Annotated in this window: 28 protein-coding genes; 13 read left to right on the plus strand and 15 right to left on the minus strand. The window is 63.6% G+C overall.

What is annotated here, in order from left to right:
- Positions 1 to 192: 192 nt before the first annotated feature.
- The 7 genes from MQW79_RS12425 to MQW79_RS12455 form a co-directional block, all read right to left on the minus strand.
- Positions 193 to 801, minus strand: a complete 609-nt coding sequence (locus tag MQW79_RS12425; RefSeq protein ID WP_476584786.1) for a DedA family protein — start codon at positions 799 to 801, stop codon at positions 193 to 195.
- A gap of 150 nt (positions 802 to 951) precedes the next feature.
- Positions 952 to 2,766 (minus strand): translational GTPase TypA, encoded by a 1,815-nt coding sequence (typA, locus tag MQW79_RS12430; RefSeq protein ID WP_476584787.1) that lies wholly within the window; start codon positions 2,764 to 2,766, stop codon positions 952 to 954.
- 324 nt (positions 2,767 to 3,090) lie between these two features.
- Positions 3,091 to 3,474: a VOC family protein gene (locus tag MQW79_RS12435; RefSeq protein ID WP_476584788.1), complete on the minus strand. Its 384-nt coding sequence runs from the start codon at positions 3,472 to 3,474 to the stop codon at positions 3,091 to 3,093.
- A 30-nt stretch (positions 3,475 to 3,504) separates the two neighbouring features.
- Positions 3,505 to 4,140, minus strand: coding sequence for an RNA polymerase sigma factor (locus MQW79_RS12440; RefSeq protein WP_476584789.1), 636 nt, complete (start codon positions 4,138 to 4,140; stop codon positions 3,505 to 3,507).
- 9 nt (positions 4,141 to 4,149) lie between these two features.
- Positions 4,150 to 6,276, minus strand: a complete 2,127-nt coding sequence (locus MQW79_RS12445) for a putative bifunctional diguanylate cyclase/phosphodiesterase (protein ID WP_476584790.1) — start codon at positions 6,274 to 6,276, stop codon at positions 4,150 to 4,152.
- 84 nt (positions 6,277 to 6,360) lie between these two features.
- A complete protein-coding gene (locus tag MQW79_RS12450) occupies positions 6,361 to 6,933 on the minus strand; it encodes a phosphotransferase-like protein (protein WP_476584791.1) in 573 nt (190 codons plus the stop codon).
- A gap of 51 nt (positions 6,934 to 6,984) precedes the next feature.
- Complete coding sequence (locus tag MQW79_RS12455; protein ID WP_476584792.1) at positions 6,985 to 8,208, minus strand: argininosuccinate synthase; 1,224 nt, start codon at positions 8,206 to 8,208, stop codon at positions 6,985 to 6,987.
- Between the two features lie 127 nt (positions 8,209 to 8,335).
- Between MQW79_RS12455 and MQW79_RS12460 the strand changes: the two genes are divergently transcribed.
- From MQW79_RS12460 to MQW79_RS12470, 3 genes are all read left to right on the plus strand, one after another.
- A complete protein-coding gene (locus MQW79_RS12460; protein ID WP_476584793.1) occupies positions 8,336 to 8,800 on the plus strand; it encodes an Lrp/AsnC family transcriptional regulator in 465 nt (154 codons plus the stop codon).
- Positions 8,801 to 8,902: 102 nt separating this feature from the next.
- Complete coding sequence (locus tag MQW79_RS12465) at positions 8,903 to 9,550, plus strand: LysE family translocator (RefSeq protein ID WP_476584794.1); 648 nt, start codon at positions 8,903 to 8,905, stop codon at positions 9,548 to 9,550.
- A gap of 58 nt (positions 9,551 to 9,608) precedes the next feature.
- Positions 9,609 to 10,457 carry a 23S rRNA (adenine(2030)-N(6))-methyltransferase RlmJ gene (locus MQW79_RS12470; protein ID WP_476584795.1) on the plus strand — a complete coding sequence of 283 codons (849 nt, stop codon included), beginning with the start codon at positions 9,609 to 9,611 and terminating at the stop codon, positions 10,455 to 10,457.
- A 129-nt stretch (positions 10,458 to 10,586) separates the two neighbouring features.
- On the opposite strand, the gene rlmN is transcribed toward MQW79_RS12470, so the two are convergent.
- The 4 genes from rlmN to thpR all read right to left on the minus strand — a co-directional run bounded on the left by rlmN (position 10,587) and on the right by thpR (position 13,948).
- Positions 10,587 to 11,795 (minus strand): dual-specificity RNA methyltransferase RlmN, encoded by a 1,209-nt coding sequence (rlmN, locus tag MQW79_RS12475; protein WP_476584796.1) that lies wholly within the window; start codon positions 11,793 to 11,795, stop codon positions 10,587 to 10,589.
- Positions 11,796 to 12,048: 253 nt separating this feature from the next.
- Complete coding sequence (locus MQW79_RS12480; protein WP_476584797.1) at positions 12,049 to 12,555, minus strand: invasion associated locus B family protein; 507 nt, start codon at positions 12,553 to 12,555, stop codon at positions 12,049 to 12,051.
- Positions 12,556 to 12,641: 86 nt separating this feature from the next.
- The gene (locus MQW79_RS12485; protein ID WP_476584798.1) at positions 12,642 to 13,163 is read right to left on the minus strand and encodes an invasion associated locus B family protein; all 522 of its coding nucleotides are present in this window, start codon (positions 13,161 to 13,163) and stop codon (positions 12,642 to 12,644) included.
- A 245-nt stretch (positions 13,164 to 13,408) separates the two neighbouring features.
- Positions 13,409 to 13,948, minus strand: coding sequence for an RNA 2',3'-cyclic phosphodiesterase (thpR, locus tag MQW79_RS12490; protein ID WP_476584799.1), 540 nt, complete (start codon positions 13,946 to 13,948; stop codon positions 13,409 to 13,411).
- Positions 13,949 to 14,144: 196 nt separating this feature from the next.
- Between thpR and MQW79_RS12495 the strand changes: the two genes are divergently transcribed.
- Both MQW79_RS12495 and MQW79_RS12500 read left to right on the plus strand, forming a co-directional pair.
- Entirely contained in the window at positions 14,145 to 14,915 is a 771-nt protein-coding gene (locus MQW79_RS12495) for a Bax inhibitor-1/YccA family protein (RefSeq protein ID WP_476584800.1), read from the plus strand.
- Positions 14,916 to 15,016: 101 nt separating this feature from the next.
- Positions 15,017 to 15,514 (plus strand): N-acetyltransferase family protein, encoded by a 498-nt coding sequence (locus MQW79_RS12500; RefSeq protein WP_476584801.1) that lies wholly within the window; start codon positions 15,017 to 15,019, stop codon positions 15,512 to 15,514.
- Between the two features lie 179 nt (positions 15,515 to 15,693).
- On the opposite strand, the gene MQW79_RS12505 is transcribed toward MQW79_RS12500, so the two are convergent.
- The 3 genes from MQW79_RS12505 to acnA form a co-directional block, all read right to left on the minus strand.
- Positions 15,694 to 16,077 carry a DUF2794 domain-containing protein gene (locus MQW79_RS12505; RefSeq protein ID WP_476584802.1) on the minus strand — a complete coding sequence of 128 codons (384 nt, stop codon included), beginning with the start codon at positions 16,075 to 16,077 and terminating at the stop codon, positions 15,694 to 15,696.
- A 271-nt stretch (positions 16,078 to 16,348) separates the two neighbouring features.
- Positions 16,349 to 17,083 (minus strand): DUF1223 domain-containing protein, encoded by a 735-nt coding sequence (locus MQW79_RS12510; protein WP_476584803.1) that lies wholly within the window; start codon positions 17,081 to 17,083, stop codon positions 16,349 to 16,351.
- A gap of 293 nt (positions 17,084 to 17,376) precedes the next feature.
- Complete coding sequence (gene acnA, locus MQW79_RS12515; RefSeq protein WP_476588229.1) at positions 17,377 to 20,133, minus strand: aconitate hydratase AcnA; 2,757 nt, start codon at positions 20,131 to 20,133, stop codon at positions 17,377 to 17,379.
- 153 nt (positions 20,134 to 20,286) lie between these two features.
- Here acnA and ccmA point away from each other — a divergent pair, with 153 nt between their 5' ends.
- From ccmA to MQW79_RS12545, 6 genes are all read left to right on the plus strand, one after another.
- Entirely contained in the window at positions 20,287 to 20,913 is a 627-nt protein-coding gene (ccmA, locus tag MQW79_RS12520; protein WP_476584804.1) for a heme ABC exporter ATP-binding protein CcmA, read from the plus strand.
- Positions 20,910 to 21,575: a heme exporter protein CcmB gene (ccmB, locus tag MQW79_RS12525; RefSeq protein WP_476584805.1), complete on the plus strand. Its 666-nt coding sequence runs from the start codon at positions 20,910 to 20,912 to the stop codon at positions 21,573 to 21,575. The genes ccmA and ccmB overlap by 4 nt, the downstream gene beginning before the upstream one ends.
- Positions 21,576 to 21,584: 9 nt before the next feature.
- The gene (locus MQW79_RS12530; RefSeq protein WP_476584806.1) at positions 21,585 to 22,355 is read left to right on the plus strand and encodes a heme ABC transporter permease; all 771 of its coding nucleotides are present in this window, start codon (positions 21,585 to 21,587) and stop codon (positions 22,353 to 22,355) included.
- A complete protein-coding gene (gene ccmD / locus MQW79_RS12535; protein ID WP_476584807.1) occupies positions 22,352 to 22,498 on the plus strand; it encodes a heme exporter protein CcmD in 147 nt (48 codons plus the stop codon). The genes MQW79_RS12530 and ccmD overlap by 4 nt, the downstream gene beginning before the upstream one ends.
- Positions 22,498 to 23,031, plus strand: coding sequence for a DsbE family thiol:disulfide interchange protein (locus tag MQW79_RS12540; protein ID WP_476584808.1), 534 nt, complete (start codon positions 22,498 to 22,500; stop codon positions 23,029 to 23,031). Before ccmD ends, MQW79_RS12540 begins: the two co-directional genes overlap by 1 nt.
- A gap of 70 nt (positions 23,032 to 23,101) precedes the next feature.
- Positions 23,102 to 23,248 (plus strand): Flp family type IVb pilin, encoded by a 147-nt coding sequence (locus MQW79_RS12545; RefSeq protein ID WP_476584809.1) that lies wholly within the window; start codon positions 23,102 to 23,104, stop codon positions 23,246 to 23,248.
- Positions 23,249 to 23,414: 166 nt separating this feature from the next.
- Here MQW79_RS12545 and MQW79_RS12550 read toward each other — a convergent pair whose 3' ends face one another.
- Complete coding sequence (locus tag MQW79_RS12550; protein ID WP_476584810.1) at positions 23,415 to 23,621, minus strand: DUF1674 domain-containing protein; 207 nt, start codon at positions 23,619 to 23,621, stop codon at positions 23,415 to 23,417.
- A gap of 94 nt (positions 23,622 to 23,715) precedes the next feature.
- On the opposite strand from MQW79_RS12550, the gene htpX reads away from it, so the two are divergent.
- Positions 23,716 to 24,699 (plus strand): zinc metalloprotease HtpX, encoded by a 984-nt coding sequence (gene htpX / locus MQW79_RS12555; RefSeq protein ID WP_476584811.1) that lies wholly within the window; start codon positions 23,716 to 23,718, stop codon positions 24,697 to 24,699.
- Positions 24,700 to 24,744: 45 nt separating this feature from the next.
- Positions 24,745 to 26,046, plus strand: coding sequence for an RsmB/NOP family class I SAM-dependent RNA methyltransferase (locus MQW79_RS12560; protein ID WP_476584812.1), 1,302 nt, complete (start codon positions 24,745 to 24,747; stop codon positions 26,044 to 26,046).
- Positions 26,047 to 26,143 lie beyond the last annotated feature (97 nt).

A 26,143-nucleotide genomic window follows, 5' to 3' on the forward strand; every position in this document is an offset into this window, starting at 1 on the left:
GCATTTTGCGGCGAAGAGGGTGATGCAGAATGCAAGAGACTTGCAGGATGCAACGGTGCAAGCGCCATCTCTCACCCACCGTCACCACCGGGCCTGTCCCGGTGGTCGATGCCGCCACGAGCTGGATTGCCGGCACAGGCCCCGGCAATGACGAGGACATTATGTCTATTCGCCGGTACCCGTCTGCGCCGCCTAGCCGCGCGACTGCGCGGGCTTCCAGGTGATGACGCGGAAGAGATAGATCAGTACCACCGCCGCGAGCACCAGATAGCTCAGCGGATCGAGCACCACTTCGATCAGGTCGTAGTGTTCGTGCAGGATATAGCCGGCCATGGTGAGGAAGGTGTTCCAGATCAGCGCGCCGGTCGTGGAGGCGAGCAGGAACAGGCCCAGGGGCATTTTGGCGAGGCCCGCCGGAATGGAGATAAGGGTGCGGATGATCGGCAGGAGACGGCCGAACAGCACGATGATGGGGCCAAAGCGCCGGAAATAGCCGACGGCGACGTCGATTTCCTCGGCATTCATGGTGAAGAGCCGCCCGTAGCGGTCGGCCAGCCATTTGACCCGGTCGAGCCCGAAAAGCCGGCCGGCAAAATACCAGGGCAGCATGCCGACCACGGCGCCGAACGTGGCGGTGAAGAGCACGCCGAAGAGATTGAGATCGCCATTGGCGGCGGCAAAGCCGGCAAAGGGGATGATCAGCTCGGACGGAATGGGCGGAAAAATCGATTCCGCCAGCATGACGAGGAAGATGCCGAAATAGCCGAAATCGGTGATGATCTGGATGATCCAGTCAGTCATGCGTGCAGTGCCTCCCGCTCGTCGTCACCGCCGGGCCAGTCCCGGCGGGCCATTCTGGTCCTGAAAATGGATTGCCCGGACAAGCCGGGCAATGACGTCGCGACGATATTATGTGCGGCCTAACATCGCGTTAGGCCGCTCAGTCCCGGATCAGGCCGACTTGGCGGCGCGGCTCATGCGCTTGCGGTCGTTCGGATCGAGCCAGATCTTGCGCAGGCGGATCGATTTGGGCGTCACTTCGACATATTCGTCCTCGGCGATATAGCCGAGCGACTGTTCGAGAGTGAGCTTCTTCGGCGTGGTCAGGCGCACCGCTTCGTCCTTGGACGTGGTGCGGATATTGGTGAGTTGCTTGCCCTTGAGCGCATTCACTTCGAGGTCGTTCTCGCGGCTGTGCTCGCCGATGATCATGCCTTCATAGATGTCGACGCCGGCATCGATCATGATCGGGCCGCGATCTTCGAGGTTCCACAGGGCAAAGGCTACGGACTGGCCGGTGCCGTTGGAGATCAGAACGCCGGTGCGACGGCCCGGCAATTCGCCCTTATACGGCACGAAGGAATGGAACAGGCGGTTGAAGATGGCGGTGCCGCGGGTATCGGACAAGAGTTCCGGCTGGTAGCCGATCAGCGAGCGGGTCGGGACCAGGAGCTGGATGCGGGTACGGCCAACGCCGGACGGGCGCATGTCGGTCAATTCGCCCTTGCGCTCGGTCAGCTTCTGCACGACCGTGCCGGTATGCTCGTCATCGACGTCGATGATGACTTCTTCGATCGGCTCGTGGCGGACGCCGTCGATATCCTGCATCAGCACCTTCGGGCGGCCGATGGTGAGCTCAAAACCTTCGCGGCGCATGTTTTCGATGAGCACGGCGAGCTGAAGTTCACCGCGGCCAGCCACGTCATAGCTGTCGTTGTCGTCGCCGGGGGTGACGCGGATCGCCACATTGCCTTCGGCTTCGCGCATCAGGCGTTCGCGGATGACGCGGGACTGCACCTTGTCGCCCTCGCGGCCGGCCAGCGGGCCGTCATTGATGCGGAAGGTGACGGAGAGGGTCGGGGGATCGATCGGCTTGGCGGCGATCGGCTTGGTGACCGAGGTGGCGCAAAGCGTATCGGCCACGGTCGAGGTCACGAGACCGGCAATGGCGACGATGTCACCGGCTTCGCCGACATCAACCGGCGTGCGCTCGAGGCCGCGGAAGGCCAGGACCTTGGACACGCGGCCCTTTTCCACTTCCTTGCCTTCGCGGTTGAGCGTGTGGATCGGATCATTGGCCTTGACCGAGCCGGAGGTGATGCGGCCGGTGAGGATGCGGCCGAGGAACGGATTGCGCTCGATGGTGGTGACCAGCATGCGGAACGCGCCCTCTTCGACCGCTGGCTGGGGAACATGTTCCACGACCTTGTCGAGCAGCGGGGCCAGCGATTCCTTGGGACCGGTGGGGTCGGCGGCCATCCAGCCCTGCTTGGCCGAGCCGTAGAGCACCGGGAAGTCGAGCTGTTCGGAGGTGGCATCGAGCGCCACGAAGAGGTCGAAGACTTCGTCGAGCACTTCAAGGTGACGCTCGTCGGACTTGTCGATCTTGTTGATCGCCACGATCGGGCGCAGGCCCTGCTTCAGCGCCTTGCCGAGCACGAACTTGGTCTGCGGCATCGGGCCTTCGGCGGCGTCGACGAGGATGACCACGCCGTCGACCATGGAGAGGATGCGCTCGACTTCACCGCCGAAGTCGGCGTGGCCGGGCGTGTCGACGATATTGATGCGCGTGTCTTTCCAGAGCAGCGAGGTGACCTTGGCCAGAATGGTGATGCCGCGCTCGCGCTCGATGTCATTGCTGTCCATGGCGCGCTCTTCGACGCGTTCGTTCTCGCGGAAAGAGCCGGACTGCTTGAGCAGCACGTCGATCAGCGTGGTCTTGCCGTGGTCAACGTGGGCGATGATGGCGATATTGCGCAGGGACATGAACAGAGCCTTGTTGGCACGATCCGCAAAACCGCCCCACGGGAGAGACCTCGGGTGGGCTGGTCAGAACAAACCATGCGATATGATGGTGCCGGGCTCATTGGAGGAGGACCGGCAGTTTGCGCGGCTCTTACAGGATAGGGGCGGATTTCACAAGGTTTCAATCTGCAGGGCGGGGTTGCACGGGCACTCCAGGCACGCTGTGCCGCCCTCGGGCCTGACCCGAGGGCTGCACCGGGCAACGCCGTGGCGCCAGGTGGACGCGGAACCTGGCCCTCGGGTCAGTCCCGAGGGCGGCCCGGTGTTCGGCGAGGCCTCGGCCTCCTACTTCACGCTTCTGGGCAGGTCACCCGATTGCCAGAGCCCCAGGCCAAAGCCATCCGGATCCAGAAAATCGGCGCTCCAGCCACCCGGCGCCTCGGAGACCGGGGTGACGATATTGACCCCCTTCTGCGCCAGCTCGGCCACGACATCGTCAATGCCGCCCTCGTCGAGGTCAAAGACGATGGCCGGGGTATTGCCCCGCACGCCGTCCATTTCAAAGAAGATGAGATCGGGGCCATCCTCGATGGCGCCCTGCAGCCAGAAGGGCTCGGCCCCTTCCATGCGCTCGAGCTGGAGCCCGAGCGTGTCGTTGTAAAAGGCCTCCGTGCGCGCAATGTCGGCGACATAGAAGACGATGCTGACTTTCTTCGGTTTCAATCCCATGGCGAATTCCTTTCGCGTTCCAACATCAACCTATTGCCGCGCCGGGCCATTTTGTGAGCGCCGCACCACAAATAAATGCCCATCCGGGTCGTGGCTGGCAAAAGCCCCGCCATGGAGGATCAGCGCGGGCAGCAGGCAATCGCGGATGCGGCCATAGGCCAGGTCGAGATAGAGCCCGTTCAGATCCTGCGGCGCTGCCAGCCCCCTCTTGACCAGGTGCCGGCGCAGGGCCGTGACCCGCTGGCGCAGCGCCGTGTCAGGCAAAGCAAGCAGATAGGCGATCTCGCGCCTGTTGTGGCCGGTCAGGACCAGGGCGGCAAAAGTTCGGAGGGACGGCGAGAGGCCCTCGAGCGTTTCAGCCAGGGTGGCGCCCTGCCCCAGCGCCGGCTCGGCGCGGCCGTCCTGCCAGGAGCGATCACGTTGCCGGCCCCGGCGCACCGACCGCAGCGCCATGCGGGCCCGGTTGCGCACCACGCCACCAAGCCAGCGGGCGGTTTCGGGATCGCCGAAATCCATGCGCCCCGCCTCCAGGGCGATCACCATGGCATCCTGCACCACATCCTCGGCGAGCCCCGGTCCGGCGGTGCGGCGGGCTACGGCCAGCAATCGATCATAAAGACGTGAGCGCATGGTACCGAGCGTGTCAGGCACAGAGCCGGGCGGCAAGCAGCGTCTTCACGATGCCTTGCGTCGCCCCGGAACCTTGGCGGCCTCGGAATGCAGGAGATTGGCCAGCGCCTTGGGCTTCAGTGGCGGCGAGAACAGGAAGCCCTGGACTTCCGACACGCCGTGCTCGCGCACCATGGCGAGTTGTTCCTCGGTTTCGATCCCCTCCGCCGTCGTCGACATGCCCAGGGCCTGGCCCAGGCCGATCACGGCCTTGATAATGGCCTGGCTGTCGGTGCGGGTGGTCAGATCGCGCATGAAGCTGCGGTCGATCTTGATCTTGTCGAAGGGGAAGCTGCGCAGATAGCTCAGTGAAGAATAGCCGGTGCCGAAATCATCCATCGAGATGCGCACGCCCATGCCACGCAATTCGTGCAGCGCCGCAATCGTGCTTTCACTGTCGGTGAGGATCAGGCTTTCGGTGATTTCGAGTTCCAGCCGCGTGGGCGCGAGTCCTGACTCGGCCAGCGCCGCCTTGACCTGGGCCACCAGGTTCTTGTGGCGGAACTGCACCGGCGAAAGGTTGACCGCGACCCGCACATCGCCCGGCCAGGTCGCCGCCGTTCGGCAGGCCTCGTGCAGCACCCATTCGCCGATCGGCACGATCAGCCCAGTTTCCTCGGCCACCGGCACGAATTCCACCGGAGAGATGGTGCGGTCATCGTGATCCCAGCGCAGCAGTGCTTCGACACAGATGACCCGGTTTTCATGGAGGCCCAGCAGCGGCTGGAACATCAGGCGCAATTCATCGCGCTGCATGGCCATGCGTAGACCTGCCTCGATCGAGCGGCGCTGCTGCAGTTCGGCATCCATGCCGGTTTCGAAGAAATGATAGGTGGAGCGGCCTTCGGACTTGGCCTTGTAGAGCGCCAAATCGGCATTCTTGACCAGCTGGTCGGTCGTGGTGCCATCCCCCGGGCCCACGGCAATGCCTACGGAGGCGCCGATCTCGATCTGCTGGCCCCCGATATTCATCGGCGCGCGCATGGCCCTGACGATCCTGTCCGCAACCTTGGCCGCCATGTCCACCCCGTCGATGGGACGCAGCAGCAGGGCGAATTCGTCGCCGCCCAGACGCGCCAGAAGATCGGTTTCACGCGTTGTGCCCCAGAGGCGCACGGCCGCCTGCTTGATCACCTCGTCGCCCACGGCATGGCCAAGCGTATCGTTGACCGCCTTGAAGTGGTCGAGATCGATATAGAGCACCGCCGCCATTTCATCGCGCTTGAGCCCGGCTTCGGCGCGCGCCATCTGCTCGAGGAACTCGATGCGGTTGGGCAGGTCGGTCAGCGCGTCGTGGCGGGCCAGATGCTGGATGCGGGCCTCGGCCTGGCGCTGCTCAGTAATGTCCTCATGGGTCGAGACCCAGCCGCCATCCTTCATCGGATGGTGCTGCATCAGGATGGTGCGATTGTTGAGCTCGTGGATGTTCTTGCCATATTCGCGGCGCGAAATGACCTCTCGGCGCCAGGCAATGTATTCGTCCTTGGTGCCACCGGTCGACATGCCCATGTCAAACAGATGCGCCAGAATGTCTTCCAGCTGGCTACCGGGCTTCAGGAGCTGGATCGGCAGGTTGTAAATGCGGGCATAGGGCTCGTTGCAGATGACGAGGCGCCCCCGCGCATCCATCATGCACAGGCCAATGGAGATATTGTTGACCGCCGCATCGAGTCGGATGTTCTGCCGTTCCAGCTCGAGCTTGCGCTTCTGCTGGCTCTCTGAACGGGCGATCTCGTCGGTAATGTCCTCATGGGTCACGACCCAGCCGAGCTTGTCCGAATAGACATGGGCGGTCTCGATGATGCGGCCGCCGGCCACCACTTCCTGCGCCTTGTGGCGCGCGCCGCCCCTGTTGGCCAGGAGCTCGCTGGTATAGTGCTCGTAAAAATGGTCGGCGCTCTGGCCTGGATGATTGCCCAGCCGCGCCGAAAGATGCACCACATCCTCAAGGGTCATGCCGCGATGGATGGCATCCTCGGAAAATCCGTAGAAGTCGCGATAGTGCTTGTTCCACATCAACAGGCGGAATTGCGGGGACCAGACACAAAAGCCATATGGGATGCTTTCCAGCGCTGCATCCAGGAGCAGGGCCTCGGCAACTTCCCCCATTTTGCCGACGTCATCGGACCGCATTCAACCCCATTCCCAAAGAGCCAATTCGCGACGCTCGCGAAAAGCTAGTGATCTCGGCTTAACGCGGGATTAAATGTGGCATTCTCAATCGATTTCGTGAAGAACCTGCTTGAGAAGCTCAGCGCCGTGTGCGGGTGTCAGCACGCCCATATCGAGCCGCATTGCGTAATCCATGCCCTCGTGCACGGCCACCTGCCAGCGCCGCACCGGTTCCGGCACGCCCTCGCCCGACACATACAACCCACCCTGCGGATCGGCATTGCGGCGGGCCATGATGGTTTCGATGGCGCAGTCCACCCCGACCACCAGCGGTTTAAGGCCCGCAAGCTCGAGCTGCATAATCTTCAGCGGATCGAGCCTGGTGGCATAGGCGCGGTGAAGCCCCAGATCGGCCACGACGTCAAAACCCTCGCGCGCCAGCCGCGCCATATGGGCAAAGAGGGCCCCATAGAGCTGACCCACCAGGGGCTCGAGATCGGGTCGCTCGCCGCCGGGCCTGAGACCAATGCCGGGCAGCAGCGCTGGCGGCAGGCTGGCATTGAACGCGTCGACACCCCAGTGGATCCAGCGGCCCGGCGCCTCTGCCTGGAAAGCCCGGGCCAGGGTCGACTTGCCCGAGCGCGGGGCGCCGTTGAGGATGACGATCCGACCGGCCATTGCTGCCCCCCGCAACATCAGGGGCGGGCCTTGCGACCCGCCCCTGGAAATTTAGCCCTGCGCCTTCTTGTTGCGCGCCGCCCAGGTCTTGAGCCGCAACCCGTTCAGCCGAATGAAGCCGGCCGCATCCTTGTGGTCATAGGCAATCGCGCCTTCCTCGAAGGTCACGAGGTCCATATTGTAGAGCGAGTGCGGCGAGGTACGGGCGATAACAGTCGCCGAGCCCTTGTAGAGCTTCACCGTCACTTCGCCGGTCACGTAGTGCTGGCTCCTGTCGATCAGGGCCTGCAGCATGTCGCGCTCGGGCGAGAACCAGAAGCCATTGTAGATGAGCTCGGCATATTTGGGCATGAGCTCATCCTTCAGATGCGCTTCGCCGCGATCGAGCGTGATCGATTCAATGCCGCGATGCGCAACGAGGAGGATCGTGCCACCCGGGGTCTCGTAGAGGCCACGCGACTTCATGCCGACAAAGCGGTTTTCGACGAGGTCGAGACGCCCCACGCCATGCTTGCCGCCCAGCTCATTGAGCTTGGTGAGGAGAGTCGCCGGCGAGAGCTTGACGCCATTGACCGAGACCGGATCGCCCTTTTCGTAGCCGATGGTGATGATCTCGGCCTGGTCGGGGGCCTTTTCCGGATCGACGGTGCGCTGGGCAACGTAATCGGGGGCCGGCACGCCGGGATCTTCGAGCACCATGCCCTCGGAAGAGGTGTGCAGCAGATTGGCGTCGACCGAGAACGGGGCCTCGCCGCGCTTGTCCTTGGCAATCGGGATCTGGTTGGCCTCGGCATAGGCCAGAAGCTGGGTGCGCGAGCGCAGATCCCATTCGCGCCAGGGGGCGATAACCTTGATCGAGGGGTCGAGCGCATTGGCGGTCAATTCGAACCGGACCTGGTCATTGCCCTTGCCGGTGGCGCCATGGGAAATGGCGTCGGCGCCGGTTTCCTGGGCGATTTCAACAAGGCGCTTGGCGATCAGCGGGCGGGCGATGGAGGTGCCGAGCAGGTACTGGCCTTCATAAACGGTATTGGCGCGGAACATCGGGAAGACGAAGTCGCGCACGAATTCCTCGCGCAGGTCCTCGATGCGGATATCCTTGATGCCGAACATCTCGGCCTTCTTACGCGCCGGCTCCAGCTCCTCGCCCTGGCCCAGATCAGCGGTGAAGGTCACCACTTCGCAATTGTAGGTTTCCTGCAGCCATTTCAGGATGATGGAGGTGTCGAGCCCGCCCGAATAGGCCAGCACAACCTTTCTTATTTCATTTGCCATTTGCACGTCGTCCCAAGTTTGATGCGGCCACGATACGCTGCCAGATGCGCAATTCTCTTGCGATTATCGCATGTTTGGCGGATGTATTGGCACGTTCTGCCAACATCATCACCAATAAGGACCAAAAGTGCCAGAAACGCTTGACGCCATTGATCGCCGGATCTTGCGAGCATTGCAGCGCAATGGCCGGATGTCCAATGTTGAACTGGCCAATGCGGTGGGCCTGTCGCCCTCGCCCTGCCTTCGGCGCGTCAAGCTGCTCGAGGAAAAAGGCGTTATCGACCAATATGTTGCGGTTCTGAATGGCCCCAAGCTAGGACTTGGACTAACGGTCTTTGCTCGCATCTGGTTCAAGACCCAGGACGCCGAGACCACCAACCTTTTCGCCGAGACGGTGCGGAAATTTCCTGAAGTGGCCGAGTGTTACCTGACGACGGGAGAATGCGACGCGATCATGCGGATTGTCACCACGGACCTCCATGCCTATTGGCGCTTCCAGTCCGATTATCTGATGCGCATTCCAAGCGTGCAGAGCGTCAAGACCGATGTGCCGATGGAAACGATCAAGGCCAGCCGCGAACTCCCGGTCTAGGTCCTGGACCCATCGGATGAACGATGCATGAACGGGTTTTGAGCGCCCTACCCTCGCCCGGCGAATAGTGCGATTGTCCGGGTCTGTTTCACCGAGACCGCCATGCCCGCCTTCATCCCCGACCTGCCTGTCATTCTCGCCTTTGCCCTGGCCACCATGGTGCTCGCCATCACGCCGGGGCCCGATATGGCATTGCAGATGTCGCGCGCCATAAACTATGGCCGCGCCCATGGGCTGGCAGCGATGTTCGGGGCCATGGCCGGCATTCTGGTCCACACCATGCTGGTGGCTTTTGGCATTTCCATCCTGATCATCGCCGCGCCGCCGCTGTTCCTGGCGCTCAAGATCGCTGGCGCGGTCTATCTGCTCTATCTCGCCTATCAGGCCGTGTTTCATGGCGGCGGGTTGCGGCTGGCCGAAGCGGCGCGCAAGCCCCCGACTGTTCGCCAGAGTTTTATGACCGGCATCGGCATCAACCTGCTCAATCCAAAAGTCGTGCTGTTTTTCGTGACCTTCCTGCCCCAGTTCGTCGACGCCCATGACCCCTTCGCTACAGGCAAGCTGATCTTTCTCGGGCTCGAATTCGTTGCCGTGTCGATCCCGCTGGGCATCGCCACGGTGTTGCTGGCCGAACGGCTGGCCGCCGCCTTCAAATCCAGCAAATGGGTGGAGCGGGCGCTCAACTGGAGCTTTGCCGCCATTTTCACTGCCTTTGCGGCAACCATCCTGACCGCGCAGGCGCGGCACTAGCAATGTTTGTCACGCTCCCGAACCAGAAAAGTCTGCAACTTTTCTTGGTCACGCTCCCATGAATTATCGTCACGCCTTCCACGCCGGCAATTTTGCCGACGTCGTCAAACACACCATTCTCACCCGTATCCTTGCCTATCTGATGAAGAAGGAGGCCGCCTTCCGGGTGATCGATACCCATGCGGGCCTGGGCATCTATGACCTCAGGGGCGACCAGGCCGAAAAGACCGGCGAATGGCAGGACGGCATCGGCCGGCTGATTCACGTGAAACTTCCCGGTCAAGTGGCAGAGCTGCTAACGCCCTATCTCGATGCGGTGCAGGCCCAGAACCCCGACGAAAAGCTGCGCTATTATCCCGGCTCGCCCTTCATCACGCGGCACATGCTGCGCCCGCAGGACCGGCTGATGGCTTTCGAGCTGCATCCCATCGATGCCGACCGCCTCAGGGAAAATTTCGCCGGCGACTTCCAGACTCGCGTCACCCAGCTCGATGCCTGGGATATTTTTGGCACCCACCTGCCACCCAAGGAAAGGCGCGGCCTGGTGCTTATCGATCCGCCCTTCGAGGAAAAGGGCGAATTCCGGCGCATGGTGCAGAGCCTGGAAAAGGCGCAGAAGCGCTGGCCCGGCGGCACCTATGCCTATTGGTATCCGGTCAAGGAAATGGAAGAGGTCGAGGCTTTTGTGAAGGCGCTCAAGGCCACGGGCATTCCAAAAATCCTGCGCATCGAGCTGACCATCCGCCCCTCATCGCAGCCACCACGGCTCTATGGCACCGGCATGGTGGTGATCAACCCACCCTATGTGCTGGAAGAGGAGATGCGGGTGCTGCTGCCGGTACTGGCGGATGTGCTGGGCGAAAGCGGACAGGGCCGGTGGGCGCTGCAATGGGTGGCGGGGGAGTAACTTACCGCTCCTTGCACCCACCGTGCCGCCCTCGGACTTGATCCGAGGGCCACTCAGAATCTGGCGCGGTGTCGAGCGGTCCTCGGGTCAAGCCCGAGGACGGAAAGCGGGTTGAAGAAGCAAAGGTGCTTACAGCGCCAGCAGCGCGTCCCGGTCCTTCTTGGTCAGCCGTTCGCTTTCGCTCTTCAATTGCCCACAGGCCGCAAAGATGTCGCGGCCGCGCGGGGTGCGCACCGGCGAGGCATAGCCGGCCTTGTTGACGATGTCGGCAAAGCGCTCGATGCGCGAGCTGGGCGAGGTGCCGTAGTTCGAACCCGGCCAGGGGTTGAACGGGATCAGGTTGATCTTGGCGGGAATGCCGGCCAGGAGCCGCACCAGTTCGCGGGCTTCCGCGTCACTGTCGTTGATGCCGTCGAGCATGACATATTCGAAGGTGATGCGGCGGGCATTGGAAAGGCCCGGATAATTCCTGCAGGCCTCCAGCAGCTCTTTGAGCGGCCACTTCTTGTTGATCGGCACCAACACGTCCCGCAACTCGTCGCGCACGGCATGGAGCGAAATGGCCAGCATGACGTCGATCTCGCGGCCGGTCGGCTCGATATAGGGCACGACGCCCGAAGTGGAGAGGGTGATGCGGCGCTTGGAAATCGACATGCCGTCGCCGGCCGAGGCAATCAGCAAAGCCTGCTTGACGTTGTCGTAATTGTAGAGCGGCTCGCCCATGCCCATCATCACGATATTGGTGATGGCGCGGGTTTCCCCGCCGGGGACGAGGCCGCCGTCATCGGGACGTGAACCGCCGGGGAAATCACCGAGGCGCTCACGCGCCATCAGAATCTGCCCGAGGATTTCACCCGCGGTGAGATTGCGGACGAGCTTCTGGGTACCGGTATGGCAGAAGGAACAGGTGAGCGTGCAGCCCACCTGCGAGGAGACACAAAGTGTCCCGCGGTCGCTTTCGGGAATGTAGACGGTTTCCACCTCGACCGGCGGCATATTGGGGTTCTGCGGATCGCGGAAGCGGAACAGCCACTTGCGGGTGCCATCGATCGACACCTGCTCGGTGACGATTTCCGGGCGGTCGAGATTGAAGGTTTCGCTCAATTTCTGGCGGACCGGCTTGGCCACATTGGTCATGCGGTCGAAATCGGTGACACCGTTGACATAGAGCCAGTTCCAGAGCTGGGAGGCGCGCATGCGGCCTTCCTTTTCCGCGACGACTTCATTGCTGACCAGGGCTTCGGCGAGGCCCGCCTTGGAAAGGCCGATCAGCGACGGCCGCGCGGCCGAAGCCGGACGGATGGCGGTCGAATGATCAAGGTTCAGCGCGTGGCTCATGGCAGGCACACCGGGGGCTCGGAGAATGCAGGAAGTGCGGGCCTGTAGCACAGACCCGGGCCCAAGGCAAAGTCACGGTGGCGGGAGGCGGGTTTGCGATGGGTGCGGGGCGGACCATAACACCGCGCCGCCCTCGGACTTGATCCGAGCGCCAGCTACCACGATCGCGGCAGCCTCAAGTGGTCCTCGGGTCAAGCCCGAGGACGGCTTCGTGAGGCGGAAACCGTCGCGAACCACCAAACCTCGCGCTCGATCAGCACTCGGCGCCGATGGCCTGCTGGGCGGCAGTGGCGCCGGAGAGTGAATAGGTCTGGACGATCTCGGTGCCGGCAGCCGAGGTGCCGGTCACCAGGATGGTCGAGCCGGAGCGGATGGCAGCGGCAAGATTGGCGGCCTGCCCGGCATCGTCGAGCCAGGCGGCGTCACCCTGGGTGAAGAGCGAAAAATCCTGGCCGCCGACGCTGGCCACCGCCATGGAGCCAGTCTGGAACGTGTAGCCGGCCACCACATTGAACTCGTTGACCACATCCTCGCCGGGGCGATTGGTGATGTAGAGATAGGCTTCGCCAAAGCCTTCTGGCGTCGGCTCGGTGGATTTGGGCTTGGTCATGGCAAAGCAGACCGTGCCGCCCCCATCATCGGCCGCATAGCTCGACCAGTCGCGGAAATCCCCCAGCACCCGCGCCGACTGCGCCTGGGCTGGCGATAGCGCGGCCAGAACGAGGAGCGTGGCGAGCGGCAGGGCGGTAGGACGGATCATCGGGTACTCGTGACTCTTGGGCAAACCGGGCAGCAGGCCTTGGCCTTCTGCCCAGTTACAGATGTTCGCAAGGCTTGGGCAAGCCCTTACTGGCAGGCCGCGTCGATGGCGTTCATGGCCGCAGTCGCACCCGAAAGAGAATAGGTGTCGACCGTATTGGTTCCACGCTGGCTGGTGCCGCGCACCACCAGCTGGTTGCCGGCCTTGAAGGCGGAAACGAAAGCGGGCTCGTCGCTGCTCGAAGCCAGCCATGCGGTCGAGTCGCGGGCCGCCATGACATAGCTCTTGCCGTCGATCGAGGCCGAAGCCTTGGCGTCGGTGCTGTTATAGGGGTAGCCGATCTGGGTCTGGACTTCGTTCTTCGAGCCCATGCCCTTGCGGTGCACGATCAGGAACTTGATCGGGTCGCGATTGGCGCCGGCCGGTTCGCTCGATGTCGGTTCGCTGATAATGAAGCAGATCTGTCCGCTCTGGTCGGAAGCCGTATAGGCTGACCAGGCGTTGAAGGTGCCGAGCTCGGTTGCCTGCTGCGCCTGGGCGGCCGGTGCCAGAGCCATGATCGTCGCTACCGCAAGCCCGAGTGCAAGGCCGCAGGTTTTCGTCGTCATCGCCAATTCTTCCTCTTGTCTCGCTGCCGTTCGTGGGGCGTTCTGCCCGTCCAGTGTGCCCCGAACATGGTTACCAAATCTCAAAAACCCATCGTGTCCCGCTGCGCCGATAGGCATTTGCTTCAAATGAAAGCCAAAGGCGGCGGGATTGGGGCACCCCATGCCCGGACGGGGGGCATGTGGCGGGCAAAGGGTTAACCGGGCCCTAACAAGGGCGTGATCGTGATGCCGCCAGCGGGACGGCGTCAGGCCGCCAGGGGATAGCTCTGCTCGACGAGATAGGGACCGCCGCCCACTGAATCCCGGCTTGAGAACAGCACGAAGCGGGCGGGGACGAAACAGAGGGGCTCGAACCGCGCCGCCTCGGCCATGAACCGCGCCAGCTCTTCGGCCGAAGTGCCGCGCAGGCGCGCCAGGCTCACATGCGGCACGAACTTGCGCCCTTCGGGCGGCAGGCCCGCCTTCTGCAGCATGCGCTCCTGCGCCGCCTGCAGGCGGGTGAGCACCTCCGACGGCTCCACGCCGGCATAGAGGGCGCGCGGCTTGTCGCCGCCAAAACTGCCCAGATGCGTGAGGCGGATGGAAAACTGCAGGGAATTGCTGAGCCGATCGAGGCTGTCGACCACATCGTCGGCCACATGGCCATCGACATCGCCGATGAAGCGCAGGGTGATGTGGTAGTTTTCCGGGTCGATCCAGCGGGCTCCCGTCAGGCCCCCGCGCTTGAGCGAGAGCGCAAACGCCACATCGGCGGGAATTTCGAGGCCGGTAAAGAGCCGGGGCATGATGAGCCTCCCTGGCGGTCGATTCGTCCCCCGACCCTAACACAAACGCCTTATCCGGCCAGTCCATGTGTCGCACCGGACCGATTATCCTTGTCAATCAACCGAGCGGTCCCCATATTCCCTCGCAAGTGGCTATGCCAAATGCCCACCTGCGGTGACAGACCGCGTTTCGTTCTTTGGGAAAGGGAACCTGAAAATGGCTGAATATGACCGTCAGACCCTCGGTGCGCGGGCCGGCTCGGCCGTAGCCATCGACGAAGGTCTTCGCAGCTATATGCTGCGCGTCTACAATTATATGGGCCTCGGCCTTGTCATCACTGGTCTTGTCGCTTTCTTCGCGGCGCAGGCTGCCATCACCGCGGATCCGTCCGCCGCTGTCGGCCAGCTCGAGAACGGCACCTATGTGACCCAGTGGGGCGCTCTGCTGTTCGGCAGCCCGCTGTCCTGGGTGATCATGCTGGCCCCGCTGGCCTTCGTGCTGGTGCTCAGCTTCGGTATCAACAAGCTCAGCGTGGGCGCTGCCCAGGCCGTATTCTGGGCCTTCGCGGCCATTATGGGCCTGTCGCTCTCGTCGATCTTCCTGGTCTATACCGGTGCTTCGATCGCCAAGGTGTTCTTCATCACCGCCGCCACGTTCGGCGCGATGAGCCTTTACGGCTACACCACCAAGCGTGACCTGACCGGCATGGGCAACTTCCTGATGATGGGCCTGATCGGCATCATCATCGCCTCGATCGTCAATATCTTCATGCAGTCCTCGATGATGGACTTCGTGATCTCGGTTGTCGGCGTGCTGATCTTCACGGGCCTGACCGCCTATGACACCCAGAAGATCAAGGAAAGCTATTCCGAGCACTACGGTGCCGACGTGATGGCCAAGAATGCCATCATGGGCGCGCTCTCGCTCTATCTCGACTTCATCAACCTGTTCATGATGCTGCTCCGCCTGTTCGGCAATCGCGAGTAAGCATCCCTGAAATCCTTGATCACGCGATCAAGGAAATTGGTTGGACGACATCGGGGACCGCAGCCTACAAGGGCTGCGGTCCCTTCTTTTCGTTTACAGCCATGTCCGACACGCTTCTGCGCCCCTTTGCCTGGTCCGATATACCGGCCATCACCACCATCTACCGGCACTATGTCGAGCACACCGCCATCACCTTCGATACCGAAGCGCCGGGCGAAGAAGCGATGGCCGAAAAATATGCGGGGCTGAAAAAGCTCGGCCATCCGGTCATCATCGCCGAGCGCGAAGGCAGGGTCGTGGGCTATGCCTATGCGAGCTTCTACCGCCCCCGCGCCGCCTATCGCTTCACCTGCGAGGATTCGATCTATCTCGACCCCGCGGAAACCGGGCGGGGCCTTGGCAGGCTGATGCTCACCGAATTGCTCGCGCAATCGAAGGCTTTTGGCTTCAGGCAGATGCTGGCCGTGATCACCGCCGACACCGCCAATTCGATTGCCATCCACGAAAAGTTCGGCTTCGAGCATGTCGGCTATTACAGGCAGGTCGGCCTCAAATTCGACCGCTGGCACGACATCGTGCACCTGCAGAAGGCGCTCTAGCGACTTGTCCCGACTTCCTGGGCATCGTCACCACCCGGCTTGACCGGGTGGTCCATACGAGACGCCGGCAAGATGGATTGCCCGGTCAAGCCGGGCAATGACGATGGGCGACGCAATCGAGCGGCTAGAAATGGAGCCTATCCGGTCACAACATTGATCGGGTCCGGCGGGTGAAAAACCTAACCCACGACCATCAGATCAGGATCAAGCACGCGCAGCACCTGCGCCAGGTCCTGGCCGCGCTTGAGGATCCGGCCCTGCTGGTTGGTGACCATGTACTGGCCCTGCTTGTTGCGCAGCTTGGGGTTTTTCTCGACCACGTAGAGCGGGCGTTCCGAGACGCGGGCATAGATGGAGAACATGGCCCGGTCCTTGAGAAAGTCCATGGCATAGTCGCGCCACTCGCCGGTCCCGACCTTGCGGCCATAGACGGAAAGGATCTGCATCAGCTCGCGGCGATCGAAGGCGACGATGGGCTGGACGGGCCGGTTTGGCTGGCTTGCGGGCTCGCCCACATGCACCAGCGCCAGATTGGTTCGGCTCTCGTCTGGGGGACCCTGCACGCGCTCTACCTTGTCATAACGCGGTCATGATCGGCCCATTCGCCGGCCTTGGCAAGCCTGCGCGAAATTCCCCAATTCGGCCATGATTTGTCCCTCTCCGCGCCCCATTGCCTCAGCAATCTTCAACCATTGCCTCCAGTGGCTGGCAGTCGGGCTGTCCGAGCCCCCAAACCGAAGGCGCGACTGCCAGCCACACCTTATTTGAGTTGACCCAAAGTCATTTACGCCCGCTTCCGCCCCCGGAGCGGGCGTCTTTCTTGAGCGGCAGATCTCAGAAGGAATAGGTGGCCGCGCCCAGGATGTGGCCCGGCAGGCCGTTCTTCTCCTGCTGGATCAGGATGGCGACACCGCCCTCGCTATCCGGCGCCAGCCTGTCGAGCGGCAGTTTCAGCTGCGCGCCTTCGGACGCTTCCCACATGCCCACGACCTGCCGGTCGACCGCGACCTGGGTATAGACCATGGACTTGCCGGCATTCTCGCCCTTCTCGATACTGACTTCCGCCCGGTCGAGATAGCGCACGAGATAGATGCTGGCGTCTTCGAGGCTGGCATCGGCGGCAATGTCGATCTTGAGCATGTCGCCCTGCACCGACAGGGCCACCTCCAGCGGCAAGGTGGCCGAAGCCAGCGCCGCCTGCACCTTGGCGCGCTTGGAGCCGACAACGCCTTGGGCGCCATTGACCACCATTTGCGGGGTGAAGATGCGCGATGATCCCCAATTGCGGGCATAGCCGCGCTGCAGGTCGGAAAAGCCCTTGTCGCCAAAGGTATCTTCCCAGCCCACATAGTCCCAGTAGTCGACATGATAGGCCAGCGCCACCACGTCGCCCTGTTCGGCAAGGCTGGTGAGCAACGCATCGGCCGGCGGGCAGGAGGCACAGCCCTGGCTGGTGAACAGCTCGACCACGGCCCTGGGCTGGGACACGCCTTCGGCCAGCGCACCTCCCGCAAGGGTGAGGACGAACAGAGGCGCGGCGATGAGACCGGAAAAACGGCGAAGAAACATGGCCGTCTTTGTAAGCCGGGCTTTCAAAGCTTGCCTAGTCAAATACGGGTGAAGCTGGCTGAACGGTAAACGGCGTGGCGGCAAGGGCACAGCGCCTGGGCACGACATTGCCTCAACCAATGCGTCATTGCGGCGAAAGCCGGAATCCATGCGCCGGCCATTCGCGACGATGGTGCTCGTGGAAAGCCACTGACCTGGATCCCGGCCTGCGCCGGGATGACATCGTGCTTGAGGAAAACTTAAAGCAGATGGCGGCCACAGAGGGCCGCCAGTAGAGACAATGTAAGCAGTGCTTACGCGGCGACGAGGCTCCGCAACACATAGTGCAGGATGCCGCCATTGCGGAAATAATCGAGCTCATTGGCCGTATCGATGCGGCAACGGGTCTCGATCGTGAGCACGTCGCCATTGGCGCGGGTGATTCTGACCGGCACCGTAGCGCGCGGCTCAATGCCTTCCACCCCTGATATATCGACGGTTTCACTACCATCGAGACCAAGGCTCTGCCAGCTTTCACCGTCGTTGAACTGCAGGGGAATGACCCCCATGCCCACCAGGTTGGAGCGATGGATACGCTCAAAACTCTGGGCGATGACGGCTTTGACGCCGAGCAGGTTGGTGCCCTTGGCCGCCCAGTCGCGCGACGAGCCGGTGCCATATTCCTTGCCGGCGAAGATGACGAGCGGCGTTCCGGCCCGCTGATATTCCATGGCCGCGTCATAAATCGGCATCTGCTCGCCTGATGGCCCCTTGGTAAAGCCACCCTCGACCCCATCGAGCATCATGTTCCTGATGCGGATATTGGCGAAGGTGCCGCGCATCATCACCTCGTGATTGCCGCGGCGGGCGCCGTAGGAATTGAAATCCTTGGGCGCCACCTGGCGTTCGATGAGATATTTTCCGGCCGGGGTTGCGGGTTTGAACGAGCCGGCCGGGGAAATGTGGTCGGTGGTGATCGAATCGAGGAACAGCGCCAGCACCCGCGCCGAGACCACGTCGGTCACCGGCTTGGGCTCCATGGTCAGGTCCTCGAAATAGGGCGGGTTCTGCACATAGGTGGAGGCAGAATTCCACCCATAGGTCTCGCCGCCTTCGACCGCGATCCCCTGCCAGTGCTTGTCGCCCTTGAAGACATCTGAATAGCGGGCGCGGAACATGTCGGCATGGACGTGCTGGCGCACGATTTCAGCAATCTCGTGGTTGGAGGGCCAGATATCCTTCAAATAGACGGGCTTGCCGTCTTTCGACATGCCGAGCGGCTGGGTCGCGATGTCGACATTGAGCGTGCCCAGGATCGCATAGGCGACGACCAGCGGGGGCGAGGCGAGATAGTTGGCGCGCACATCCGGGTTCACGCGGCCCTCGAAATTGCGATTGCCTGACAGCACCGAGGCGGCGACCAGCTTGTTCTCGTTGATCGTGTCGGAAATGGCCTGGGGCAGCGGCCCCGAATTGCCGATGCAGGTGGTGCAGCCATAGCCCACAAGGTTGAAGCCCATGGCATCGAGGTCGGCCTGCAGGCCCGAAGCCGTCAGATAATCGGTGACCACCTGCGAGCCCGGTGCCAGCGAGGTCTTGACCCAGGGCTGCGACTGGAGGCCCAGCGCCCGCGCCTTGCGGGCAACGAGGCCGGCGGCGACCAGGACAGAAGGGTTGGACGTATTGGTGCAGGAGGTGATGGCCGCGATCACCACCGAGCCATCGGTGATGTGATAGTCCGTGCCCCTGACCGGGAAGGCCGCCTCTTCGGGAATGTCGTGCACGCCCGTGGCGCCCTCGTCGACATAGCGGCTTTCCGGCCTGTCCTCGGGCAGTTTCGTGCGCTCGATGCGCCCGCCCGACAGTTCCGGCAGGGCAGCGGCAAAGGCCGCGGACACATCCTTCAAAGCCACGCGGTCCTGCGGGCGCTTCGGACCCGAGAGCGACGGGACCACCGTCGAAAGGTCGAGCTCGAGCGTGGCGGTAAAGACCGGATCGGGCGTCGCGGTCTCGCGGAACATGCCCTGGGCGCGCGAATAGGCCTCGACCAGGGCCACGCGATCGGGATCACGGCCGGTCGTGGACAGATATTTGAGCGTATCGGCATCGACAGGAAAATAGCCGCAGGTGGCTCCATATTCGGGCGCCATATTGGCGATGGTGGCCTGGTCTTCGAGGCTGAGATAGTCAAGGCCGGGCCCGTAGAATTCGACGAACTTGCCGACCACGCCCTGCTTGCGCAGCATTTCGGTGACCGTCAGCACAAGGTCGGTGGCGGTGATGCCTTCGTTGATCTTGCCGGTCAGCTTGAAGCCGACGACTTCGGGAATGAGCATGGTGATCGGCTGGCCGAGCATGGCCGCCTCGGCCTCAATGCCGCCGACGCCCCAGCCGAGCACGGCGAGGCCATTGACCATGGTCGTGTGCGAGTCGGTGCCCACAAGCGTATCGGGATAGGCGACGGTTTCGCCGTTTTCCTCGCGGGTCCAGACCGTCTGGGCCAGGTATTCGAGGTTGACCTGGTGGCAGATGCCGGTGCCGGGCGGCACGACGCGGAAATTGTCGAAGGCCGACTGGCCCCAGCGCAAGAACTCGTAGCGCTCGCCATTGCGCTCATATTCGAGCTCGACATTCTGGGCGAAGGCCAGGGGCGTGCCAAAGCTGTCCACCATCACCGAGTGGTCGATGACGAGATCGACCGGCACCAGCGGATTGATCTTTTGCGGATCGGCGCCGAGCTTGGCGGTGGCGTCGCGCATGGCGGCGAGGTCAACGACCGCCGGCACGCCGGTGAAGTCCTGCATCAGCACCCGGGCCGGGCGATAGGAAATTTCGTGTTCGGAACTGCGGCTGACGAGCCAGGCGGCGACCGCTTCGATATCGGCTTTGGTGACCGTGCGGTCATCCTCGAAGCGCAGCAGGTTTTCGAGCACCACCTTCATCGAGCCGGGCAGTTTCGAGACACCGGTCAGGCCGTTCTTCTCGGCCTCGAGGATGGAGTAATAGGTATAGGTCCGGCCACCGACCGTGAGGGTCGATTTCGACTTGAAGCTGTCTATTGAGGTCACGATGCTCCGCCCTTCATGCTGCTCTGGGGGCGCGGCCGCTTCCGGTTCCGGGGCCTGCAGGACCGCGCTTTTCTGGAATGACTCTAAGCTCACCCTGTATAGTCAATCACCAGAGCCCTTGCCAGTTCCACCATGGGTCCAATACGAGATGGGGTCATGATCGAAGGGCAAGTCCATCGCCGATTAACTCTTGAGGCTGAAGGCCTTGCCGTGGGCTATGGCGAGACCGTGCTGGCCAGCGGTCTGAGCTTTGCCGTGCCCGCAGGCAGCGGGCTCCTGTTGCGCGGCCCCAATGGCGCGGGCAAATCCACCCTGCTGCTGACCCTGGCCGGCCTCCTCGCCCCGCTCTCGGGCGGCGTCGCGCTGGCCGGTCACGACCCCGATGACGGGCCGGCTCTGCATCATTGCGGGCACAGGAATGCCGTGCGTCCCCGCCTCAATGTCGGCCGGACGCTCGATTTCTGGGCCGATATCAATGGTCGCACCGGACTCTCCCCGATGGCGGCCCTTGACCGCGTCGGGCTGGGCAGAATTGCCCAACTCGATGCCGGCTATCTCTCGGCCGGCCAGCAGCGACGGCTGGTCCTGGCGCGGCTGCTGGTCTCGCGCCGCCCGGTCTGGCTGCTGGACGAGCCCATGGCCGCCCTCGACAGCGAAGGGCAGGTCCTGCTCGAAACCCTGCTCGCCGAGCACCTCGCTGCGGGCGGCATGGCGATCATGGCCACCCATGACCCCATCGCAGTCGACGGTCTCGCCACGCTCGCCATGGGCAGGCCAGCATGAGCGGTTTTCTGAGCGTGCTGCGGCGGGACCTGCGGCTGGCCCTCGCTGGGGGGGGCGACATCCTCACCCTGCTGCTGTTCTTCATCATTGTCGGGGCCATCGTGCCCTTTGCGGTGGGACCCGACCGGGAGCTGCTGGCCCGCATCGCCCCCGGCGTCATCTGGATCGCCGCCTTCCTCGCCATGCTCCTGGGGCTCGACCGGCTGTTTCGCCCCGACCGCGACGAGGGCACGCTGGCGCTTTACCGGCTGGCCGACATGTCCATGGCGAGCGTCGTTGCCGCAAAAGTGATCGCGCACTGGCTGACCTCCGCTCTGCCGCTGATCGTGGCCTCACCCTTTCTGGCGCTGATCCTTGCCATGGATATGCAGACCTTCTGGCGGACCATCTGGTCGCTGCTGCTCGGCACCCCGGCCCTGGCGGCGTTCGGCACCTTTGGCGCAGCCGTGACCGTAGCGATCCCGCGCGGCGGGCTCCTGGCGCCCATCCTCATCGCCCCACTCTGCGTGCCGGTCCTGATCTTTGGCGTCGGCGCCATTGCGCCCCTGGGTGGACCGGACCAGGCCGGCGCCGCCATGCTGTTCCTTGCGGCACTCAGTCTCATAGCGCTGGCCCTCTCTCCCTTTGCGGCCGCGCTTGCGATAGACTGGGGAGAAGAGTAGAGCGCCCCCATGAATTCTGACGGCATCCAAGACACACCCAAAATGAGCTGGTGGAACCGGCTGGCCCATCCCGGCCAGTTCGTGAGCTGGACCACGCCGCTGATCTGGCCGCTGGTGGCCATCACCGCGGCCCTGTTTGCGACCGGCCTCTGGTTCGCCTTCTTCAATTCGCCGGCCGACTACCAGATGGGCGACACGGTGCGCATCATGTATGTGCATGTGCCCACGGCCTGGCTCAGCCAGTTCGTCTATGGGGCGATGACGATTTCGGCCCTCGGCACGCTGGTCTGGCGCCATCCCATGGCCGATGTGTCGATGAAATCAGCCGCGCCGCTGGGCGCCGCCTTTACCGCCATGGCCTTGTTCACCGGCTCGATGTGGGGCCGGCCGACCTGGGGTACGTTCTGGGAATGGGACGGGCGCATGACCTCGACCCTGATCCTGCTGTTCATTTATCTCGGCATCGTGGCGCTGTGGCGCGCCTTTGACGACCAGCTGCGCGCCGCCCGCGTCGTCGCCATCTTTACCCTGGTCGGCGCCATCAACGTGCCGATCATCAAATTCTCGGTGGATTGGTGGTCGACGCTGCACCAGCCGGCCAGCGTTTTCCGCGCCGACGGGCCCACCATGCCCGGCTCGATCCTGACCCCTCTCTTCGTCATGTTCTTTGCCTTCACCTTCCTGTTCATCACGCTGCAGCTGGTGGCCATGCGCACCGAAGTGCGCCGCCGCCGGGTGACGACGCTGGAACGCAAGGCCGCACGGGGAGAGAGCGCATGATCGATCTCGGCCAGCATGCCCAGTTCATCATCGCCGCCTATGCCGGGGTGTTTCTCGGGCTCGCCGCTCTCGTGCTCTGGGTCGTCATCGACAGCCGCCGGGTCAAGGCGCGGCTTGCCGAGCTCGGGGACAGACGCGGCTGATGCGCTACCTGTTCTTTGCCCTGCCGCTGATCCTGCTGGTGGCGCTGGTCGCGGTCTTCGCCACCTCGATCGACCGCGATTCGAGCCTCGTCCGCTCGGTGCTGATCGACAAGCCGGTGCCCCAATTTTCCCTGCCTGCCGTGGCCGGGCTCGACGTGCCGGGCTTTGACGCTGCAGCCCTCGACGGCGAACCCACAGTGGTCAACGTCTTTGCCTCCTGGTGCATTCCCTGCCGCGACGAGCATCCGCTGCTCGAGGGGCTCAAGACCGATACCGGCGTACGCCTTTTTGGCATCAACCATTCCGACGCCCCGGAAAATGCCGTCGCCTTCCTCGATGAACTGGGCAATCCCTACGACGCCGTGGGCAGCGACCGCGACCGCCGCGTCTCCCTCGACTGGGGCGTCTATGGCGTGCCGGAAACCTTCCTCGTCGATGCCGATGGGGTCATCGTCTACAAGCATGTCGGTCCGCTGACGCCGCAAGCCATTGAAAGTGAATTGCTTCCAGCCCTTGAATCGCTCAAGGGTTGATGGCGTTCAGCTTGTATTCATCTTGTTGACGGCATGGTGACGCCGTCTTCGTAGACCGGAAGAGACCTGTATGTTGCGTCGCGTTCTATCCCACCTGCGCCAGCAGCGGCTGATCACCCTGATCGAATATGCCCTGCTCGCCTCGATCATCACCGTCGCGACCACCTTTGCGGTTTCGGCCGCCGGCTACAATATCACCGACTTCTTCCCCGGCTGAGGTCCGAAGCTCTTGGACTAACGAAACGATTGTCCAAACCACAGTTCCGCCCCCGGGCCTGACCCGGGAGCCTCCCACAACGACATGAACGTTGCGCCGTGACGTATGGTCCTCGCGTCGAGCGCGAGGACGGCTGCGTGGGTGGGGTGAGATTGCGGCCCAAAAATCAGAAATCGCTGGTGAGGCCCTTGATCTCCCAGTCGCCATAGCGGCCGGGTTCCAGCCCGCCGCGGCCGCCCTTTTCTTTGGGCGCCATCGATGTAGCCGCATCGATTTCATTGCGCCGCGCTTCGGCTTCGGCCAGCGCCCGCTGCGCCGCCGGGGTCAGCACTTTCGGCTTGATCGGCTCGACAGGATCGGTGTCGTCACTCATCGCCCATTCCATTACCATTTCGTCATGCCGCTTGCGCGGAACCTGTGTGCACACAACATAGTTGGCGATAAGATCCAACCCAAGGGGTTCGACAATGTTCAATGCCTTCCGCACCTTTGTCCTGCTGGCCGGGATGACGGCGCTGTTCATGGCAGTGGGGTATTTCATCGGCGGCACCGGCGGCATGATGATTGCCTTCCTGTTCGCCGCGGCGACCAATCTCTTTGCCTACTGGAATTCGGACAAGATGGTGCTGCGCATGCAGAATGCCGTCCCGGTGGAGCGCTCCCGCGCGCCCGAGCTTTATGACATGGTCGATGTGCTCTCCCGGCGCGCCGGGCTGCCGACCCCGGCGGTCTATGTGATCGAGACCGACCAGCCCAACGCCTTTGCCACCGGCCGCGACCCCAACAATGCCGCGGTTGCCGTATCCGCGGGCCTGTTGCGCCAGCTCGAGCCGCGCGAGGTGGCGGGCGTGGTGGCGCACGAACTGGCCCATATCAAGAATCGCGACACCCTGACCATGACGGTGACGGCGACCCTGGCCGGTGCGATCTCGGCACTGGCGCAATTCGGCCTGTTCTTTGGCGGCGGCAACAACCGCGACAATCCGCTGGGCGGTGTCGGCGCGCTCTTGATGGTTTTCCTCGCCCCCGTCGCGGCCATGCTGGTGCAGATGGCGGTGAGCCGCACCCGCGAATATGAGGCCGACAAGGATGGCGCGGAAATCTCGGGCGACCCGCTGGCGCTGGCCTCGGCGCTGAACAAGATCGCCACCCTGGCCGGGCGGCAGGTCAATGTGGCGGCCGAGCGCAACCCGGCCATGGCCCATATGTATATCGTCAATCCGCTCAACGGGCAGCGCATGGACAACTTGTTTTCCACCCATCCCGACACCGGCAACCGCATTCAAGCCCTGCAAAGACTTGCCGCCGAGATGAGCGTGGACGATAAGGGACGCAGGCCCCAGCCCCGCCCGCGCCCCGCTTCGAGCGGCCGCGACAGCGGCGGCGGCTGGCGTGTACCGACCGCCGGACGCACCGAAGATGACGGGAATGTCCGGGGCCCCTGGGGTTAAGAAGGCATCGCCGCACCGGCGCCCTGCCGCAACTGAGTTGACGAATTGGCGCAACGCACCGAACCGGCGGGGCTCAAGCTCCGCCTCGCCGCTGCCCAGCGGCTCAAGGCTGTTCTGGCTGGGGAGCATTTCGCTCCGCTGGGAAGTTCCGATCTGGCCGATGGGCGCGACCGCGCCCTCGCCAATAGGCTGATCACCACCGCCCTCCGGCGGCACGGCCAGATCAATGCCATGCTCACCGACCTGCTCGACAAGGGCATGCCGGCCAAGTCGGGCACGTTTGAAGCGGTGCTGCGCCTGTCGCTGGGGCAGCTGGTCTTCCTGCCCGACCTCGGCGCCCATAGCGCCCTGTTCCTCGCCGTCGAAGCCATCAAGCGCGACACCAAGGCCCGCCATCTCTCGGGCCTGATGAATGCCGTGCTGCGCCGGGCCCAGGCCAATTCGGCCCGCTATGGACTGATGGACGAAGCCCTGCTGCTGCCCGAAACCCTCGCCACCGGATGGACGGCCGCCTATGGCCCGGAAGCGGTCTCCCGCTTTGCCGATGCGCTGGTCGAAGGCGCGCCGCTCGACCTGACCTTGCGTGACGACGATGACGACCTTGTCGCCGCCCTGGGCGCGGACCGCCTCATGGCCGACACCGTGCGCCTTGAAAGCCGCGACCGGCCGGTGGAAGCCCTGCCCGGCTTTGACGAGGGACGCTGGTGGGTACAGGATGCCGCCTCGGCCCTGCCGGCCCGCCTGCTCGGTCTCAAACCCGGCAGCGCCGTGCTCGATCTCTGCGCCGCGCCCGGCGGCAAGACCGCGCAGCTGAGCAAGGCAGGCTACAAGGTCACCGCGCTCGACAGCGATGCCGGCCGGCTGGAGCGGCTGAAAACCAATATGGCGCGGCTGGGCTATGACCCGGCCGTGGTGGAAGCCGACGCCGCCACTTTCAGCCCGACCGCCGCGTTCGACGGCGTGCTGCTTGACGCCCCCTGCTCGGCCACCGGCACTTTCCGCCGCCATCCCGAAGTGCTCTGGAGCCGTTCGGCCAGCGACATTGCCGGCCGGGTGCGGCTGCAGCGCGCCCTTCTGGCCAATGCTTACCGGTGCCTCGCGCCGGGCGGCACGCTGATCTACTGCGTCTGCTCGCTTGAGGCCGCCGAGGGTGAAGACCAGGTCGGCTGGGCGCTGGAGGCCCTGCCGGGCCTCGAACGCAGCCCGATTGCCAAGGGCGAACTGCCCGGTCTCGAACAGGCAGTGACGCCTGCGGGCCTGGTGCGCACCCATCCGGGCATGACGCCGGGTGGTGGCCATGGCGGGATGGACGGGTTCTTCGTGGCGCGATTCAAGCGAACAGGCTAAAGGGCAATAGCGAGTGCGGGCCGGCACAGGAACGGCCGACGAGGTAGAGTGGCGGTGACTTCAGCTTTGGGCGGGACGAACGCCCTTCCGCAGCTGG

The sequence above is a fragment of the Devosia sp. Micro-HW1 genome, from assembly GCF_056341075.1.